This window comes from Streptomyces sp. NPDC096040 (genome assembly GCF_040303265.1).
Classification (GTDB): domain Bacteria; phylum Actinomycetota; class Actinomycetes; order Streptomycetales; family Streptomycetaceae; genus Streptomyces.
In genome coordinates this window covers 195,373-214,174 of the sequence record NZ_JBEOTA010000008.1, presented here as the reverse complement: position 1 = coordinate 214,174, position 18,802 = coordinate 195,373, and the positions used below count along the sequence as shown (strand labels likewise).

At 65.9% G+C, this 18,802-nt stretch carries 15 protein-coding genes; 10 read left to right on the top strand and 5 right to left on the bottom strand.

Annotated elements, in window-relative coordinates; translation table 11 throughout:
* Nucleotide 1 precedes the first annotated feature (1 nt).
* Nucleotides 2-313, bottom strand: a complete 312-nt coding sequence (locus ABTY98_RS13105; RefSeq protein WP_352220960.1) for a hypothetical protein — start codon at nt 311-313, stop codon at nt 2-4.
* A gap of 133 nt (nt 314-446) precedes the next feature.
* Nucleotides 447-1,214, bottom strand: a complete 768-nt coding sequence (locus tag ABTY98_RS13100; protein ID WP_352220959.1) for a class E sortase — start codon at nt 1,212-1,214, stop codon at nt 447-449.
* Nucleotides 1,215-1,496: 282 nt separating this feature from the next.
* On the opposite strand from ABTY98_RS13100, the gene ABTY98_RS13095 reads away from it, so the two are divergent.
* Nucleotides 1,497-2,969, top strand: a complete 1,473-nt coding sequence (locus ABTY98_RS13095) for a glycoside hydrolase (protein ID WP_352220958.1) — start codon at nt 1,497-1,499, stop codon at nt 2,967-2,969.
* Nucleotides 2,970-3,027: 58 nt separating this feature from the next.
* Here the strand turns inward: ABTY98_RS13095 and ABTY98_RS13090 are convergent, their stop codons facing one another.
* A complete protein-coding gene (locus ABTY98_RS13090) occupies nt 3,028-3,318 on the bottom strand; it encodes a DUF1905 domain-containing protein (protein ID WP_352220957.1) in 291 nt (96 codons plus the stop codon).
* A 64-nt stretch (nt 3,319-3,382) separates the two neighbouring features.
* Between ABTY98_RS13090 and ABTY98_RS13085 the strand changes: the two genes are divergently transcribed.
* The 4 genes from ABTY98_RS13085 to ABTY98_RS13070 all read left to right on the top strand — a co-directional run bounded on the left by ABTY98_RS13085 (nt 3,383) and on the right by ABTY98_RS13070 (nt 12,785).
* A complete protein-coding gene (locus tag ABTY98_RS13085) occupies nt 3,383-4,393 on the top strand; it encodes a hypothetical protein (protein ID WP_352220956.1) in 1,011 nt (336 codons plus the stop codon).
* 368 nt (nt 4,394-4,761) lie between these two features.
* The gene (locus ABTY98_RS13080) at nt 4,762-7,920 is read left to right on the top strand and encodes a DEAD/DEAH box helicase (RefSeq protein WP_352221055.1); all 3,159 of its coding nucleotides are present in this window, start codon (nt 4,762-4,764) and stop codon (nt 7,918-7,920) included.
* Between the two features lie 345 nt (nt 7,921-8,265).
* A complete protein-coding gene (locus ABTY98_RS13075) occupies nt 8,266-9,801 on the top strand; it encodes an ATP-binding protein (RefSeq protein WP_352220955.1) in 1,536 nt (511 codons plus the stop codon).
* A gap of 14 nt (nt 9,802-9,815) precedes the next feature.
* Complete coding sequence (locus tag ABTY98_RS13070) at nt 9,816-12,785, top strand: Z1 domain-containing protein (protein WP_352220954.1); 2,970 nt, start codon at nt 9,816-9,818, stop codon at nt 12,783-12,785.
* A gap of 235 nt (nt 12,786-13,020) precedes the next feature.
* On the opposite strand, the gene ABTY98_RS13065 is transcribed toward ABTY98_RS13070, so the two are convergent.
* Nucleotides 13,021-13,410 (bottom strand): hypothetical protein, encoded by a 390-nt coding sequence (locus ABTY98_RS13065; RefSeq protein WP_352220953.1) that lies wholly within the window; start codon nt 13,408-13,410, stop codon nt 13,021-13,023.
* 306 nt (nt 13,411-13,716) lie between these two features.
* Here ABTY98_RS13065 and ABTY98_RS13060 point away from each other — a divergent pair, with 306 nt between their 5' ends.
* Nucleotides 13,717-14,379 carry an HAD family hydrolase gene (locus ABTY98_RS13060; protein ID WP_352220952.1) on the top strand — a complete coding sequence of 221 codons (663 nt, stop codon included), beginning with the start codon at nt 13,717-13,719 and terminating at the stop codon, nt 14,377-14,379.
* Here the strand turns inward: ABTY98_RS13060 and ABTY98_RS13055 are convergent.
* On the bottom strand, nt 14,360-15,640 hold the full coding sequence (locus ABTY98_RS13055; RefSeq protein WP_352220951.1) for an NsdA family TPR-like regulatory protein: 1,281 nt from the start codon (nt 15,638-15,640) through the stop codon (nt 14,360-14,362). The two genes, ABTY98_RS13060 and ABTY98_RS13055, sit on opposite strands and share 20 nt — an antisense overlap.
* A gap of 181 nt (nt 15,641-15,821) precedes the next feature.
* Here ABTY98_RS13055 and ABTY98_RS13050 point away from each other — a divergent pair, with 181 nt between their 5' ends.
* From ABTY98_RS13050 to tgmC, 4 genes are read left to right on the top strand one after another with little or no spacing between them, the layout of a single operon-like run.
* Complete coding sequence (locus ABTY98_RS13050) at nt 15,822-16,313, top strand: hypothetical protein (protein ID WP_352220950.1); 492 nt, start codon at nt 15,822-15,824, stop codon at nt 16,311-16,313.
* Between the two features lie 43 nt (nt 16,314-16,356).
* A complete protein-coding gene (tgmA, locus tag ABTY98_RS13045) occupies nt 16,357-16,617 on the top strand; it encodes a putative ATP-grasp-modified RiPP (RefSeq protein ID WP_352220949.1) in 261 nt (86 codons plus the stop codon).
* The gene (tgmB, locus tag ABTY98_RS13040; protein ID WP_352220948.1) at nt 16,618-17,619 is read left to right on the top strand and encodes an ATP-grasp ribosomal peptide maturase; all 1,002 of its coding nucleotides are present in this window, start codon (nt 16,618-16,620) and stop codon (nt 17,617-17,619) included.
* The gene (gene tgmC / locus ABTY98_RS13035) at nt 17,597-18,802 is read left to right on the top strand and encodes an ATP-grasp peptide maturase system methyltransferase (protein WP_352220947.1); all 1,206 of its coding nucleotides are present in this window, start codon (nt 17,597-17,599) and stop codon (nt 18,800-18,802) included. The genes tgmB and tgmC overlap by 23 nt, the downstream gene beginning before the upstream one ends.

Sequence of the window (18,802 nt, the reverse complement as noted above, 5' to 3'; positions counted from 1 at the left end):
TTCAGCCCTTCTTTTCCTGGGCCGCGGCCGCGATCAGCACGTCCAGGAGATCGAAGGCGTCGGAGACCTCGCCGATCAGCTTCGCCTCCGCCTCCCACTCCTCGTCCAGCTGCTTGGTCAGCTTGACCAGCGTGGCCATGCCCTGCTCTATCTCACCCTTGGCCCCCAGCAGCGAGCCCAGCGCTCCCAGCGCGCCCAGGTCATGGGACTGGGCCTCGAACTGCTGCAACGGCTTCGCCGTGTGCTGCCCCACCCCGCGCAGCCCCGAGGCCGCCTTGTGCATTGACGCGGCTTCCTTCTTCAGGTCCGACATGCCGCCCACCCCCGTACTTCACTCGGTGCACATGCCAACCCAAGACACTATGGAGAGCGGTTATGCGAAAGGTATGGGCGAGCCCAACGGCCGGCAAAGATCGGCACTCACGCTCATCGACACATGCGTGGCGCTACGCCCGCGGCCGCACAGACACCAACTCCCCCCACACCACCAACCGGTACCGCGAGGTGAACTCGGGCGTGCAGGTGGTGAGGGTGATGTAGTAGCCGGGCTCCCTGTACCCGTACGACGGCTTCACGACCGACCGCGGTACCGCCCGGATGACCCCCGAGTCCCTCGCCGAGGTCTGGGGCAGGATCTGGTCCACGGCGTAGGTGTACGTCGCCGACTTCGTCTCGACCTCGATCGTGTCCTTGAGTCTGAGGCGGGGCAGGTAGCGGAACGGCTCCCCGTGGGTGTTGCGGTGCCCGGCGAGGGCGAAGTTCCCGGCCTGGCCGGGCTGTTGGGTGCCGGGGTAGTGGCCGACGTACCCATGGTTGAGCACCTTCGGCTTGCTGACGCCCTCCGCGACCGGGACGCGGAGGCCGAGCCGGGGAACGACGAGGATCGCGTAGGCCTGGGAGGCGACGACCCGGGTGGTGTACGACGTCTGCTGCCGCCCGGCGCCGGGACGGGCGGACGGCGCGGAACTGGTCGTACCGGAGGAGCCCCCCGTCCGATCACCAGACCCCCCGGAATCGTTCGACGGGCCGCTCCCCCACTCCCGCTCCAGCGCCTCCACCTTCCGCTCGGCCCCCCGTCTGGCCTCCCGGTTCGTCCACCACAGCTGGTGCACGACAAGGAGCATGAGCACCACGCCCACGGTGACGAGGAGTTCGCCCCCGCTCCACAGGACCCGTCGGCGCCGGGCCCGCCACCGCCGGTCGCTGTGCCCCACGACTCGCACCGCGCACGCACCTCCCGCCGCCCCCAGCCGGAGCCGCACGATAGGACGAACGCCGCCAAGTCACCAGAGCCGTAGAGATTCCCGCCCCTCCCACCCTCTTCACGATCACTTCCTACACGGGTTTTAGAAACCACTGCCACAACCCTCGACAACCTCACACGCCGCACCTGATGCTTCCTGTTGGCATGCGGGGGGACGAGTCAACACCGGTCCGGGACAAGGCAAGCCGGGCGAACCGGTGCTTGAGCCGCACGGAGAGGTTGAGAAACAGCCATGATCCGACGCAGAACACTCCTGGCCGCCGCGGGTGGCGGCCTCCTGGGCAGCGCCCTGGCCACCGGCACGGCCCGCGCCGACGCCACGATCGCCGTCAGCCCTTCCACCTCGTACGGCACCTGGGAGGGCTGGGGCACCTCACTGGCCTGGTGGGCGAACGTCTTCGGCGCCCGCGACGACTTCGCCGACATCTTCTTCACCACCAAGTCGACGACGTACAACGGCACTTCACTCCCCGGCCTCGGCCTGAACATCGCCCGCTACAACCTGGGCGCGTCCAGCTGGAACAGCGTGAACGGCGAATCGATGGTCGCCTCCGCCAACATCCCCTCCTTCAAGCAGATCGAGGGCTACTGGCAGGACTGGAACAACGAGGACCCCACCTCCTCGGCCTGGGACTGGACGGCGGACGCGACCCAGCGCGCGATGCTGGTGAAGGCGGTGAACCGCGGCGCGACCGCCGAACTCTTCGCCAACTCCCCCATGTGGTGGATGTGTTACAACCACAACCCGTCCGGCGCCTCCGACGGCGGCAACAACCTCCAGTCCTGGAACTACCGCCAGCACGCCTCCCACCTGGCCGCCGTCGCCCTCTACGCCAAGAACAACTGGGGCGTGAACTTCGCGACGGTGGAGGCCTTCAACGAGCCCTCGTCCTCCTGGTGGACCGCGACCGGCACCCAGGAGGGCTGCCACATGGACGCCGCGGTCCAGTCGGCCGTACTCCCCTACCTGAGAAGCGAGTTGAACACCCGAGGCCTCACCGGCACGAAGATCTCGGCCTCGGACGAGACGAGCTACGACCTGGCCCGCACCACCTGGAGCTCCTTCTCCTCCACCACCAAGGGCTACGTGGACCGCGTGAACGTCCACGGCTACCAGGGTTCGGGCGGCCGCCGGGACCTCCTCTACACGGACGTCGTGACGACGGCCCACAAGGCCCTCTGGAACTCCGAGACCGGCGACAACGACGGCACCGGCTACACCCTCGCCTTCAACCTCCTCTACGACTTCCGCTGGCTGCACCCCACGGCCTGGGTCTACTGGCAGGTCATGGACCCGTCCACGAACTGGGCGATGATCGCGTACGACGCCAACACCCTCGCGGCAGGCGCAATCACCACCAAGTACTACGTAATGGCACAATTCAGCCGACACATCCGTCCCGGGATGAAGATCCTGGACACCGGCGTGAGCAACGCCGTGGCGGCCTACGACAGCTCGGCCAAGCGTCTGGTGATAGTCGCCCTCAACACGGCCACCTCCGCCCAGACCTTCACCTTCAACCTCTCCGGCTTCACCACGGTCACCGGCGGCACCGGCGGCCTGGTCCCGCGCTGGAACACGGTGACGACGGGCGGGGACCTGTACAAGGCGTACTCGGACACGTACGTGTCAGGGAAGACGGTGGCGGTGTCGGTGCCGGCGAAGGCGGTACAGACCCTGCAGATCGACGGCGTGACGATCTGACGCACATCTGCCGCCCGTGAACAGGTGGGGGTACGGAAACGGCCGCACCCCCGCCTGCTCACTGAACCCGCACGGTCATCTCCACCCTCACGTGATCCCCCGCCGAGATCCCCTCCGGCTTGCGCACGGCACTCTTGAGCGGCAGCAGATACCCGCCATCCTTGGGAAAGAGGGAGGTCTCGAAGACAACGCCCCCTATCCGGGCCTCGACGGGGATGACACCCCAGCCGTAGGAGGCCATGGCGGCGACGGACCGAATGTCCTCGGACTCGTCCTCGGGCACGGGAACGAAGTAGTAAGGCGCGGGCCCACGCCACTCGACGACCTGACCCCCAAAGGCAAGCTGCATGAGACGAGTCTTACCCATCGTTCCCTATCTCTCCTTTGTCACCGACGGGCAGTACCGTGTGGCCATGCGCCCCGACACGCCTGCCGAGAACGTCGACCACACCGCCGAAGCGGCACGCCTGGAGCGGACCGCCGGCCTGTACCCCGAGGACGCGGAAGCACTGCTGTTGCAGGCCGCGGCCCACCTGGAACTCTCCGACGCCCGCCCCGCCGCGACAGCGCTCTACGACCGCCTGCTCTCCACCCCGGACAAGCTGGAGAACGCGCCGCTGGTCCGTGCCCTCAAGGCGTCGAACCTGTGGGAGTACGACCACGAGGCAGAGGCGCGCGCGATCATCGACGGCATCCGCACGACGTCTCCCCGGGACCCGGCCCCCTGGGTGATCGTGGCCGAATCCCTGGAAACGCACGACGAGCTGGAGGCGGCGCACGACACGTTCACGGAGGCGGCAACGCTCCTCCTCACGGACGTAGCGGAACCCCCCTACGCGACGCACCCGCTGCTGTTCGGCCGCCATCGGGTCCGCCGCATGCTGGGTCTCCCCCATGACGACTGGGACGCCCTGGCCGAAACCGTGAACTCCTCGTCCATCCCACTGAACGAACTCCACGACCCGAAGCGCGTCTGGTCCCTGGGCTCGGACAACCCGGCCGAACTGGAGGCGGAGATCTCCCGCCTACGCGCAGAGCTGGGCACCTACAGGGCGGCCCTGTCCCGCCCCTTCCCGGTGGCGGTCCTGCACTGGCCGGCGGAGGAACTGACGGAGTTGCTGTCGGCGTACCCAACCCTGTCGACGGAGTACCCGTCCCACCCCGAACACCTCGCGACCATAGAGTCCTCGCTCCGCGAGCTGTCGACGTCCGGCACGGCCAACCTGGGCATCGTGACGGGAACGGTCCCGTCGTACGAGGCCTTCGCGGCGTCGGAGGGCTCGTCCCCGGGGGACACGACCCTGCTCCCTCAGTACGCGACGACGCTGGCGGCGCGGGGGCGCGCGGTTGCTTGGCCGCCGCAGCGGACGTCGGACTGCTGGTGCGGCGAGACCCAGCCGTACGACGCGTGCCACGGCTCGTAAGCCACCCACCACCACGGCCACCCAGCCGCCGAACCAACCCGGCGTGCCCCCACCCACCCGACGCGCCCCAACCCCGGCCGCGACCGCAGCGCCCTGAGGGCCCACCCCGGCAAGCCGCCCACTTTCCCCGGGCCGCCCGCTCGCTTCTCACCCGTGCTGGAGCGGCCCGGGTCAAGGGTGGCCCGCAGGGCCATCGGCGCAGCCGACGCGGACGCGGAGCGCAGCGGGAGCGCCCTTGAGGCGGAGCGCGGAGGCACGACACTGGCGAAGAAGCGGGCGGCCCAATGACGGCTCCGTAGAAACCAAAGTTCCCCATGGGGGCTGTCACCGTCACCTGCTACAACAGAGCCATTGCTGTGCATGAGGGAATGGGGATCAGTGTGGCTCAATCGGGGGATCTGTCGCAGCCTGTCGCGGGTGTTTACGAGGAACTCGTCACCCAGCGAATGCAGGAGCAGATGGAGCAGCTGAGCACGGCTGGATGGAAGGCCACCGATGATGAGGTCAGCGAGGAATCGTCTCCCCATGTGCTCGCCCGACACATCAGCCGGGCGATAGGACGGCGACTCAGCCAGTTGCCGCAGGACAAGCGCGTCGCCGTGGCCAACCAGATCATCGAATCGCTCGCATCCAACTCTGCCGACCTCGGGACGAGTAATGCTGTCGACCTGATTGCCGATGGCCCCCGCCAGCTCCTGGCCCTCGCCGAGAAGGAAGCCCCCGGCGTCTACGCCGTGCGCCCGCTTACGCCACTGTCCGAGACCGCACTCATCACCAACTCCCCCGAGGACCCGAGCCTCGGTAGCGAACTCCGCGCTGAGCTGGCCACAGCGGACCGCATTGACCTGCTCTGCGCCTTCGTGAAGTGGTACGGCCTGCGCATCCTTGAAGACTCGCTCCGTGCCGCCAAGGAGCGTGGCATCCAAATCCGGGTCATCACCACCACCTACACCGGCGCAACCGACCGCCACGCACTCGACCGACTCGTCCGCGACTTCGGTGCCCAAGTGAAGGTCAACTACGAGATCCGCTCGACCCGTCTCCATGCGAAAGCTTGGCTATTCCGTCGTAAGAGCGGATTCGACACGGCATACGTCGGTAGTTCCAACCTCTCGAAGGCCGCGCTCCTCGACGGCCTGGAGTGGAACGTACGCCTGTCATCAGTGGCCACTCCAGCAGTGCTCAACAAGTTCGAGGCCACCTTCGACGCGTACTGGAATGACATCGCCTTCGAGCCGTACGACCCAGACGCGGACGGCGACCGCCTCGATCGGGCCCTGGCCCAGGCCAGCGGAACAGGCCCAACGACCGACCTCAAGATCAGCCTGTCAGGCCTTGAGGTCCGTCCGTACCCGCATCAGCAGGACATGCTCGAGCGCCTGAGCGTTGAGCGCCAGATCCGTGGTCGGGACCGCAATCTCCTCGTCGCGGCCACTGGGACCGGCAAGACGGTCATGGCGGCACTCGACTACCGAAATCTACGCAGGAAGCTACCTGACGGAAATCCGAAGCTGCTCTTCGTGGCGCACCGCAAGGAGATCCTCAGCCAGTCCTTGCGTACTTATCGTGAGGTACTTGACGACGCGTCATTCGGCGAGTTCCTCTACGCCAACGAAGACCCGACGGAATGGCACCATGTCTTCGCTAGCGTCCAGTCGCTGAACCTTCACCGACTGGAGCAACTCTCACCAGAGCACTTCGACATCATCGTCATCGATGAGTTCCACCACGCTACGGCGGCCACCTACCGCAGAGTCATCGACCACTTCCGACCGAAAGAACTTCTGGGGCTCACCGCCACTCCAGAGCGGATGGACGGTAGGAATGTGCAGGATGAGTTCTTCGACGGACGCATCGCGGCCGAGATGCGTCTCTGGGAGGCCCTGGAGAACGACCTCCTGTGCCCTTTCCACTACTTCGGTATCCCTGATGGCACAGATCTGACCAATCTGGGCTGGCAGAAGGGCTCCTACACCGACCGCGCCCTCGACAACGTCTACACCGGCAACCACGCCCGCGCCCGCATCGTCATCAAGCAGATCCGCGACAAGGTCTTTAACCCTGGAGCGATGCGGGCCCTTGGCTTTTGCGTGACCAAGGCCCATGCGCACTTCATGGCCGATTTCTTCCGCAAGGCAGGGTTCCAGGCCGTAGCGCTGGACAGCGAATCGCCGGCCGCAGCCAGGGCACAGGCCCTGGCCGACCTTCGAGACGGCAAGCTTCAAGTGATCTTCTCTGTTGACCTGTTCAACGAAGGCCTCGACATTCCCGACGTCGATACTCTGCTACTCCTGCGCCCCACGAACAGCGCCACAGTCTTCCTTCAGCAGTTGGGTCGAGGCCTGCGCCGAACGGACACAAAGCCTGTCCTCACCGTGCTCGACTTCATCGGTCAGCACCGAGCGGAGTTTCGCTTCGAGGAGCAGTTCCGTGCACTGACGAACCTGTCCCGCAACCGGCTTGTCGACCACATCGAGCGTGACTTCCCGCAGCTTCCCTCTGGCTGCCAGATCATTCTGGAGGGCAAGTCCAAGGACCTCGTACTAGACAACATCCGCGCCCAACTCGGGGCTACCGTAAAGACATTGGTGAAAGAAGCCAAGGACTACAGTACCCCTCGCCTCGCAGACTATCTGCGGGAAAGTCGGCGAGAGATCAAGGAACTGTACAAGAGCGACAACTCCTGGACCACAGTCCTTCGAAGGGCTGGCTTCATCGAAGGACCGGCCCCATCCGGCGAAGCAACGCTCCTCAAGCGCGTTCACGCCTTCCTTCACGTGGACGACTTGGAGCGCGCTCAGGCCTACCTCCGCCTCCTCGCCGACGACACCCCCATGTACGAAGCGCTACCACCAACCGCCCAGGCGTACGCTCGCATGCTCTTCTTCAACCTCTGGGACAACGCAGGTGGCTTCTCCAGCTTCCTGGAGGGCCTCGAATCGCTGCGCTCCCAGCGGGTGTTCAGAGACGAGCTTCGCCAGGTGCTGTCGTACGTAATCGATCGCTTCGATCACTTCCCAATCCCCCTTTCTGGCCCACACAGCCACATCCCCTTGAAGGTCCACAGCGCGTACAACCGCTCCGAGATCCTTGCCGCACTCGGCGTGGCTCGGTTCGGTGGTCAGATGCCCAGATCCTTCGCCCAGGGAGTGCAGTGGGTCGAGGACATCCAGACGGACGCCCTGCTCATCACTCTGGAGAAGAACGAGAAGGACTTCTCACCCACCATCCGCTACAAGGACTTCGCCCTGAGCCGCCAACTCTTCCACTGGGAGTCCCAGAATGCGATCGCTGAAAACTCCCCCACAGGTCTGCGTTATCGGAACCACGCGCAGCGCGGCAGCCATGTCCTCTTGTTTATGCGCCACTATAAGAACACCGACATCGGCAAGTCGCACCCCTGGATGCTCCTAGGTCCAGCCACTTTTGTGGATCACACCGGCAGCAAGCCAATGGCGATCACCTGGCGCCTGAAGCACGAGCTTCCGGCCGACGTGTGGACCTACTCGGCCATCGCCGCAGGGTAATTGAGCGATCTGGCACCGGCACGCCGCCCTCAAAGAGTTGACCGACCGGACCCGTTCAAGGGGATAGAGCCTCGGGTTCTTCAACTTCTGCCTCAAAGTGGGCCTGCGCACGATCGAGAGGCACCCGTGAGCTCTCAATCAGCACATCCCAGGCACCCCAATCGCACAAAACGCCCCTTAAGCCCCAAAAAGGAACATTGGTGACCTATACCCCACTATTCAAGACCATCTGCCCTAACCAGGGATGCTGAAGTATCGTCACACTTGTCTCTATCCTCCTGGCCACCTCCTGGGCTCACAAGGTCCGCCCAGCTCCGCGCGGCCCAGATTATCTATGTGAGATTCATGTCCTACGAGCCGGGTGCCGACTGGCAGTACGACGTTCCCATCAGCGGCAGCAAGCGGCTCCCGCCAGACTCCGGCTATGCCGAAGCCCTCCGGAACCAGGGGTACAGCTTCGAGGTCGCCGTCGCTGACCTCATCGACAACTCCCTTGATGCTGAAGCCAGTCAGGTCGTCGTGCACTTTCTTCGCGACGATGACCGGCTACTCAGTCTGCTCATTGTCGATAACGGCCGTGGCATGAACGACCTGGGCCTGGACTCCGCCATGACCGTCGGCCGCCGCCGCGAGTACGGCGATCACGCCCTCGGTATGTACGGAACCGGCCTAAAAGCTGCGTCGCTCTCGCACGCCGATGCCCTCACCGTCGTCAGTACGACCAAGACCAGCCGCGCCGCCGGACGCCAGCTGACCTCTACCTCCCTCGCGGACGGCTACCGCTGTGACACCGTCACTCCGGACTATGCCCAGTCCCTCCTCGACCGCTACGACGCGATCATCGAGTGGCAAGGCACGGTCGTGCGCTGGGACCGGGTCAGGAGCTTCGAGACCGTGGAGGTGAGCCAGACCGACCGCTTCCTCTCAGAGGCAATCCAGAAGCTGGAAACCCACCTCGGCCTCTACCTGCACCGCTTCCTGGACCGCAGGGAAGTGCGGATCGATATCGCTGTGGAGAACGTGCACACCCGCGAATTACTCGACAGCATCGAGGTCGAATCGCTCGACCCGTTCAACTACAAGGTTCCGGGCAAGGCGGGATATCCCCGCACCTTCTCTGCGCCCGTGGAGGGCGTCGGCGATGTGGAGTTGACCGCCCACATCTGGCCCCCCAAGTCGCCGCGCGCCGAGTACAAGCTCATCGGCCCGCTCGCTGAGCGCCAAGGCTTCTACTTCTATCGGAATGACCGTCTCGTCCAAGCCGGCGGCTGGAATGGCCAGCGGGGCGCGGCCGAGGGGCATCTCAATCTCGCCCGTATCGCAGTTGATCTCCCCTCTCACTCCAATCAAGTCTTCAGCCTCACCGTGAAGAAGGAAGGGATCAACGCAACTCAGGCCTTCGCTCGTGGCATTGAGAAGGCCGTGGACACTCATGGTCGTACCTTCCGTGCGTATCTCGAAGACGCAGAGGCTGTATACCGCGAGGGATCCTCCCGCGCCGAAGTCAAACGCAAGGCTGTCATCCCGCCTGGCAAGGGCATCGATCCGAAGGTCAAGCGCGTGATCCGGGAAGAACTGCCGGAGAAGCCCGGCGAGGACCCGATCGCTATTGCCTGGGTCGCACTCCCGGAAGACCGATTCTTCGACCTCGACCGCGAGAACCGTGTTATCCAGCTCAACAAGAGCCACCGCGACATCTTCAACATGGGTCAGCGCGGTAGCTCCAATGACGCCCCGGTCGCCAAGACCCTGCTCTATCTCATGCTGGAGGAGCTGTTTGGCTTCACTCGCTGGGAGAAGAAGCGCAGCGACCAGATCGACTACTGGAACGCCATCCTGCTCGCTGCCGTAAGCGCCCAGCGCGAACGCCTCGCCCACTGAAGGACAGCAACCCCGTGACCGACGCACTGTTGGAAATCCACACCGCTGTCCTCGGCGGAATGACCCGTGGCCCCAAGCCCTTCGCAAGGCGGGCAGAGACCGAGGCGGAGGACTTCCCCCACGCCGACCTCTCGGACGACACCTTCAGCCAGCGCCTGACGGATGAGTCTGATGCCCTGACCGTCCTATGGGAGCGCAAGCTCACCTCCTGGGACTTCGAGGAGCGGGCCGCCTGGGCCACCGCACCTCCCCGCACCGACGAACGCCGCGCGGAAATATACGGCCACCTTGGCTTCGAAGATGGCCTACGCAAGGCTCTGACCAACGCCGCCGTGGTCTCCAAGAAACCGGGCCACACCACAATCACCGCGGAGTTCACCCCCTGGTACACCAGGGAGCGCGCCGAAGCGCGGGCCTTCTACTGGCCCGCGTACGAGAAGCGACTGCGGGCCAAGGGCTGGAGCAGCGAGGCAATCGCTGGCCTGGACGAAGCCAGCCGCGCGGTCGTAGAGCGCCTCACCGATCCCGAGCAGGTTGCCCGCCGCCAGGCACGCGGCCTAGTCGTTGGCTATGTCCAATCCGGCAAGACCGCGAACTTCACCGGTGTCACCGCCAAGGCCATCGACTCCGGCTACCGCTTGGTCATCATTCTCGGCGGCACCCTGAACCTCCTACGCAAGCAAACCCAGCGCCGCCTCGACATGGAGTTGATCGGGCAGGAGAACATCCTGCGTGGTGCCGACCCCAATGACCTGGACTCGCTGGTCGGCATCGACTACATCGGCGACGACGAGGAGTGGCCGCAGTTTGTCTCCCATGGCGGACGCCCCTCCGCCCTGAGCGCCTTCGACATCGAGCGCCTCACCACCCGCGACCGGGACTACCAAAGTCTCCTCCAGGGCATCCGCGGCATCGAGTTCGAGAAGCGCGAGCGCGGCCTGCCGCTGTACGACTCGCGCAATCTCCACCACGCGGACGCCCGCGTCATGATCGTAAAGAAGAACAAGTCAGTCCTCGACAAGCTCATCAAGGACCTCAAGCAGATCCAAAACCTGCTCGGCGAACTCCCTGCTCTGATCATCGACGACGAGTCCGACCAGGCGTCCGTCAACACCACGGACCCGAAGAAGTGGGAATCGGACCGCCCCAAGCGCACCGCGATCAACTCTCGCATCGCCCAGCTCCTGACGCTGCTCCCGCGCGCCCAGTACGTGGGCTACACCGCAACCCCATTCGCGAATGTCTTCATCGACCCGAGCGACAGCGAAGACATCTTCCCCAGGGACTTCCTGATCTCACTCCCCCGCCCCGAGGGCTACATGGGCGTCCAGGACTTCCATGACCTGGACTCCCCCATCCTCGACAAGGAGCGCACGTACGCCAACTCCCGTGCCAAGTCCCACGTCCGTGGCATCTACTCCCCGGACGAGATCGACGACAAGTCCATGCAAGAGGCCATGGATAGCTTCGTCCTCACCGGCGCGATAAAGCTCTACCGCGCGGCCCACGGCGTCCCTGACGGCCCCTACCGGCACCACACCATGCTGGTCCACGAGTCGGTCCGCAAAGACGATCACGCTGAACTCGCGCTGCATCTCAACACCATGTGGCACCAGGCCGGCTACACCACTAACTCCACAGGCCACGCTCGCCTAGCCGACCTCTTTCAGCGGGATGTCCGCCCGGTCTCCCAGGCCCGCGCCGCTGACCTACCGGGCCCCGCCGAGTACGATGAACTCCGCCCGTACATCAGCCAGGCCTGCAGCCGCATCCGCCGGGGAGGCAATCCGGTCGTCGTCGTGAACGGCGACAGTGACAAGTACTTCGACCAACTCGACCTCGACTTCGACCGCCAGCCCCACGTCTGGAAGATCCTCGTCGGTGGCACCAAGCTCTCCCGCGGCTTCACCGTCGAAGGTCTCACGGTCACCTACTACCGCCGCACGACCCAGCAGGCCGACACTCTCATGCAAATGGGCCGCTGGTTCGGCTTCCGCCCCGGCTACCAGGACCTAGTCCGCCTCTACATTAGTCGCGCGGAGAAACTCACCAAGGCAAGCAAGTCCACGGTCGATCTCTATGAGGCCTTCGAGGCCATCTGCCTGGACGAAGAGACCTTCCGTGACCAGCTCGCCCAGTACGCCGAACTCGTCGACGGCAAACCGCTGGTGACTCCCCGAGACATCCCGCCGCTGGTATCCCAACACCTCCCATGGCTCAAGCCCAGCAGCCGCACGAAGATGTTTAACGCCCAGATTGAAGAGATAGCCGGGCCGGGGCGGATCATCGAGCCGACTGCGCACCCGACCAACCATATCGATCTGGCCCACAACACCACACAGTGGCTTCCTCTTCTCAAGCGCCTTTCAACGACCCCCGTCACGTTCACGACCCACGACGAGGACTACGGCAAGGACTACCACCTCACCGCGCTCACAGCATCCGTCTCTCATGCTGAGCTCATGGGAGTGCTGGAGAAACTCCGCTGGTGGAACGCCGCCCCGTTCCTCCCCCACTTGCGCTTCCTCCGCGAGATCGCCAAGAGCCCTCACCTGATCGACGACTGGCTGCTGATCACCCCCCACTACACAACCAGCCGCGGTACGTCGGCGAGTGTGATCGGATCATCCGTTCCTCTGGCTCTCTCGAAACGCGAGCGCCGTCGTGTCCAGATCTTCGGCTACATCAGCGATCGCAAGCACCGAACAACGGCCCGACGCATAGCCCGCGCCATACCGCCTTCATCGGACCCCGTAACGGAACGGTTCTCCCGAGACCGACGCGGAGCGATACTCCTCTATCCAGTCATCGAGGATGATCCTTCAACTATCGTGCGGAACGGAGAGGTGGACCCGGGGAAGGTGGCCATGGTTTTCTCCTTGGTGGCACCCGCCTCCGCCGCGGCGGCCGGACGACCCCCGATCAGTTTCAGCGCCATCGACAAGAGCCGTTCCGACTCCCCCATCGTTGACACAAACAGCTGAACTACCCCTTCTCGTGGGCGCTCATCTGCACGCAGCTCGGTTGCCGGAGCCGAAACGCCGGCGAATCTCCCGTCAACATAGGCGCGTAAGCGGACTTGGCAGGAGGGCCAGGCAGGAGGGCCACACAGGGGAGTTCGACTGTTTCAGCGCTTTCATGTCGATGTGACCTCCTTGCATTGGGCGAATGGCAGCCGGTTGCCGACCAGCAGCGAGGCAATGATCCGGTGGTTGATGGTCACGCGAATGAGCCGGCGTCTGGCACGGCGACCGGCCGCCGCTCCGACATCTCCTGCAGAAGCCTCCCGCGCTCCGCCAGACGCCGGGCCTTCGAGCGCACCCCTTCGACCTTCGCCGACGTTGTCTCCAAGCCCAGCCGAACCATGATCTCCCTCACCTTCAGCGGCCCTTGGCCCGCGGGCTGCCGCTCGTCGAGCACGCCCAGAATCCACTGGCAGTCCAGCGCGGACACAGTCACCGGCAGTCCTTCGCGCCAAGGCGGCACGATCGAGCCCGGTACCGGCGCGGGCGCGGACACGGTTTTCGTCCCGGTCACGGCGGTGGTCTCGGCAGCCGAGGCCTCCAGGGCCTCTACCAGCTCCTCCCGCGCGATCACCCGCCGGTCCACCCGATCTCCGCGGCTTCCAGCACCCCAGCCAGCCACGCGACTTCCTCCCGCAGACCTTCCACCCGCCACCCGGGCCGCTGTCTCCCGCTCCTCCAACGTTCCCAGCACGGACGCCATCGTGCATCCCTCACTCGCCGAGCCGAAACAAGACGCCGCATGCCTCCCTCATTCCGAGCTAGACCATTCCTGACCAGCGCAAATCAAGCGATCATGTTCGGTTGAGATATAGCTTCTGATCGCGCCAGCCAATCACCAACCCTGGGAGCGGGCAAGCGTCCGAGCTCGTCCTCCCGATAACCTGCCCACATGATTCGCGCAGTGGTCTTCGACGTAGGTGAGTGTCTGGTCGACGAGACCCGGGAGTACGGGACCTGGGCCGACTGGCTCGGTGTGCCTCGGCACACCTTCCACGCAATGTTCGGAGCCGTGATCGCTCAGGGACGGGACTACCGGGAGGTCTTCCAGGAGTTTCGGCCCGGGTTCGACCTCTACGAGGAGCGGGAGAAGCGGGCCGCCGCTGGGCAGCCGGAGTCCTTCGGGGAGGGGGATCTCTACGCGGACGTCAGGCCTGCGCTCGCTGCTCTGCGGGCCAACGGGCTCTGGCTCGGGATCGCCGGGAACCAGACCGTACGGGCGGGTCGGATCCTGCGGGAGCTGCTCTCCGACGGCGTCGATCTCATCGGTACGTCGGACGACTGGGGCGCCAGTAAGCCGGACCTGGAGTTCTTCAAGCGGGTCGCCGACGCCGTGCCGTTCGATGCCGACGAGATCCTTTACGTCGGGGACCGCTGTGACAACGACATCCGTCCCGCCCGGCAGGCCGGCATGCACACCGCCCTCGTGCGCCGTGGGCCTTGGGCCAGCATTCAGTGGAACGAGCCCGAGGCCAGGGAACTCCCGACCTTCAGGGTCGAGGGACTGCTTGAACTTCCGGAACTGGTCCGGCAGTTCAACGGCCCAGCGCGCTAAGGGTCGTCGACCAGTCGTACAGGCGGTCGTCGAGGTCACGTACGCAGCGCTCGGCCTGGTAGGTCGCGAGCGCCCTGCGTACCTCGCGCACCCGGTCCATGCCTGTCGCATACCAGGTGACGGACAACTGGTCGAGGGCCTTGCCCGCGTACTCGCACGCCTGCTCCGGATTTCCGGACGCCGCCTCCACGGCGGCCAGGTCGCCGTAGACCACCGAGCGTTGCTTGTCCTCGGCCGGTGTCATCGCGGCCAGGGCGTGCAGCAGGCTTTCGCGGGCCTGCGGGAGGTGGCCCGCGATCATCTGGGTGTTGCCCTTGAAGGCCGCCAGACGAGCCGGAGAGAACCAGTCCAGCCACTCCGGCGAAGGGTGTTCATTGCCCGATGTCAGGACGTCCTCGGCGTGGCCGAGGAGGTGCAGCGCGGTACGGCTGTTGCCCGACCTCGTCTCGCACTCGGCCTCCACCGCGTCCAGCCAGGCCAGGAACTCGGCGGAGGCGGGAGCACGTCGTGCGTAGGTGCGCGCGGCGGTCATACGCTCGAGCGCGCCGTCTCGATCCGCCACCCAACCCGGGACGAACGCCATGTGCGCGATGATCGCCGAGCCGAGCAGCGCGTCGTCCGCCTCCCCCGCTGCCTGCAGGGCCAGCAGGAAGGTGTCGTTGGCCGTGGTCGGCTCGCGGAGGTCGAAGAACTCGATACGGCCCGCCAGGAGGTAGGTCTCCGCCATCGCGGCCGCGACCTCACGACGTGTCGAGTCCGTCGTCGCCGGCAACAGGGCGCATCCCAGGGCCGCGTGCGCGACGACGGCCGGGTGCAGCTCGGCCGGGGCGACCGACCAGTAGAGCCGGCGGTGGGCGCGGGTCACCGCCATGAAGTCGGCGCCGGCTGTGGAAGGTTGGGGTGACACGGCGACTTTGCGGGGCAGTGATGGCCGGCCTCCCGGCGCTGTCCGGCCGCCGGTGGCAAGGGCGCGCCGTGTGTGCTCTGCGTGCTGTGGCCCATCGGTACCCCACGGAGGCGTGAACCCCAACGCCTCCATGCTCTGTCCGAGCAGCTGCACAAGCACGCGTTGGCAGTCCGGTTGCGGCCAGGGCGGATTGTCCGATTCCCAGCGGCGGACCTGTCGTACGCCGATCGACAATCCTCGAACGCCCATGTCCTTGGCGTGCTGGGTGAGCGCATCGGCCAAATGCTGCTGGGAGTTGAAACCCGCGGCTACGCGGGCGGCCTTGAGGCGGACGTTGCCGGTGGGCCTGGGCACTGGAGCACCTCCTGCTGCGGCTTCCCCAACTCTCCCACACAGGGTCCTGTTTCAAGCACGATTTCTCTCCGAAGGAGGTTCCAAAGCCCCTTCAGAGTCCTTTTAGAGACCTCTTCAAGTCCTCGAATCGCACGCCCGGTTACTGAACGCTTTGTGTTGTTCCCAGGACAGGAGGCAGGTTGTGGACACACAAGTGGCCCTGGACAGAGCGATCGCCGAATGGCTCGCACGAGCCCATCCGACGCCTGCGCAGGCCTGGCACGAGTGGGCGACTCAGGGCGTCGCGCTGTTACCGCTCGGCGACCGGTTCGCAGCGGTGCGGATGGCGTCGGACGAGGTACACGCGGCCGTGGATTCGAGCAACCCGGACCATGTCGCTGTCTGCCTCGGCCTCCTTCTGGGGGGCTCGATCATCTACGACCGCCGCGCGGTGGGCGGCACGTACTACGCCCTGATCCAGGGACACGCCGGTCTCGTCTGGGCGTACGACGACATCGCCACGTGTTTGGGGCACGGCACCTATCTCGGCGTGCCACGGCTCGATCGACAGCAGCCCCCTGGCACCTATTGGCTGGTCCCGCCGCGCTACGAGGGCGACCTGTGCGCCCCGCGTTCGATCACTGCCCTGGTCAAGAGGGGGCGGTCACGACTGGCCGCCCGCTCGGAACTCTGATCCTCCTCCGCGAGGAACCTCGAAAGGAATGGTGAGCAAACGCATGACGACTACGGCCGTTCACGCACCCTGGGCCATGCGGTTGGTGACCGACCGGCTGCCGGTCGGGCCTCCCCCGTACGCGTCGGTCCGGCTGGACGCTGCCTCCCAGACCGCCGTCTACACGGACGCCGCCGGTCGGGTGATCGAGATGGGGAAGCACGGGACGTCGAAGACGAGGGGTACCGCGTCGGTCTCCGGCGGTGGGGACGGGCAGCAACCGCAGACTCAGGACGACAACACCACCGACTACGAGTCGGACTGAGTGGCGAAGTCCGCCGTTCTGGTCGTCACCGCTCTGGAGGATGTCACCGCGGACCGAGTCATCGAGGCCTTGAACGAGCGAGACGTGGCCGTCGTGCGCGTCGACCCGGGGGATGTCGGGCCGGGGCTCGTCTTCGGTTTTCGTCTCGGTCCGGACAGCCCGAGGTGGGGAGGACGGTTACGCACCGCCAGCCGGAAGGTGGATGTGGAGGCCGTGAGAGCGATCTATTTCCGCCGCCCAACCTCGTACGCCGTCCGCTTTCGTCATCTGCCGTGCCAGCAGCGTGAGTTCGCCGTCGCGGAGGCGCGGCACGGGCTCGGCGGTGTGCTCAACAGTCTGCGGGGTGCGTTGTACGTCAACCATCCGTTCGCAATCGCCCGCGCCGACTTCAAGCCGGCCCAGCTTCAGAGGTTCGCCGCTCTCGGTCTTCGTGTTCCGGCGACCCTGGTCACCAATGATGTGGAGGAGGCACGAGAGTTCGCGGCCGAGCACGGGCGCGTCATCTACAAGACGTTCCGTGGGCTGCCGGAGGGCGAGGACGGCCACGTTGGAGCGATCTGGGCCCAGCGCATCGAGCCCGGCGCGCTGGACGAAACGGTCGCGGTCACCGCGCATCTCTTTCAGGCGGAGGTTCCGAAGTGCGGAGATGTCCGGGTCACAGTGGTCGGTCGTCATGTCTTCGCCCAGCGGATCACCACGCCGGACGGTGCTCTGGACTGGCGCCGAGGGGACTGGGACCACCTTGTCCACGCGCCTGTTGCCGTCCCCGAGTCTGTCCAGGCCGCGCTGCACAGCTACTTGGCCTCGTTCGGCCTGGTCTTCGGCTGCTTCGACTTCGCGCTCACCGGCAAGGGGACGGACCCGGAGGACTGGTGGGCCATCGAGTGCAACCCGAACGGGCAGTGGGGTTGGCTTCCGGACGCCCCGGCCATTGCCGACGCGTTCGCCGAAATCCTGAGCGGGGAGGGGAAACAGCAGCATGACGATGCCCAAGGATCTTGAGGTCGATTCGGTTCTGCTTCGAGAGGTGATGACGCAGGAACTCGTACGAGACGGGGTCCTGGATGATCCCGGCTGGCTGGCCGCGGTTGCGGAGGTGCCCCGGCATCGGTTCGTGCCCGGCTTCTACCTGGCCGCCGGCGAACCCGACGAGCACGGACTGACGGTGTGGGAGCCCGTCACCGCCGAGCTCGACTACGGAAGATGGCTGGCCACCGCGTACTCCGATGCCACACTGATCACCCAGTTCGACGGGAGGGACCCGGACTGGAGCGCGCCCCGGGTGCGCCACGGTGGGGCGCCGACCTCCTCGTCGACGCTGCCGTCGCTCGTCCTGCGGATGTGGGCCGATGCGGAGGTGGCGGAAGGGCATACCGTGCTGGAGGTCGGCACCGGCAGCGGATACTCCACCGCGCTGGCGTGCGAGCGTTTGGGGTCTGCCGACGTCACGAGCATCGAGGTCGATCCGGACCGGCTGGCGGTGGCGGCGGACGCGCTGTACGGCTGCGGGTACACGCCGACTCTGGCCGTGGCGGATGGGTTGTACGGCTACTGGCCCGAGGCGCGCTTCGACCGGATCGTGGCGGCCTGCTCCTTCCGTTCCGTGCCGGACGCGCTCATCGCGCAGACCCGGCCGGGCGGGAAGATCCTGCTCACGCTGTCAGGGTGGTTGTACGGGTATGCGCGCGTCCTCCTCACGGTCGCCGAGGACGGTACGGCGGAGGGGCCGCTGCTGCCGGGCACCGTCTCCTTCATGTCGGTCCGGGCGCACGCGGCTCCGACGCTCGGGAACCCCGCCCACTGGGCTGCGGGGCTGCCGGAGAAGGGCAGGGCTGCGAGGTACGGGCCCGAGCGGATCACGGCTGCGACTGCGGAGGCGTTCCATCTGCGCTTTCTTGCCCAATGCGCGGTTCCCGACGCTCAGATGACCACCGTGGGAGACGTCGTGCACCTGGTCGATGTCGTCAGCGGCTCTGTCGCCTCGCTCACCCCGGGCGACGGCGAGTGGGAGGTGCGGGAGGCCGGGCCGGTGAAGTTGTGGGAGCGCGTCGAGGACGTTGTGGAGGCCTTTGACTTCGCGGGGCGGCCGGGGCCCGAGTTGTTCGGTCTCCGGATGAACGGTGGCGAACAGCGGCTGCTGCATCCGCGGATGCCCATGCTTGAGTTGCCCGGGCGGCCCGGCTGA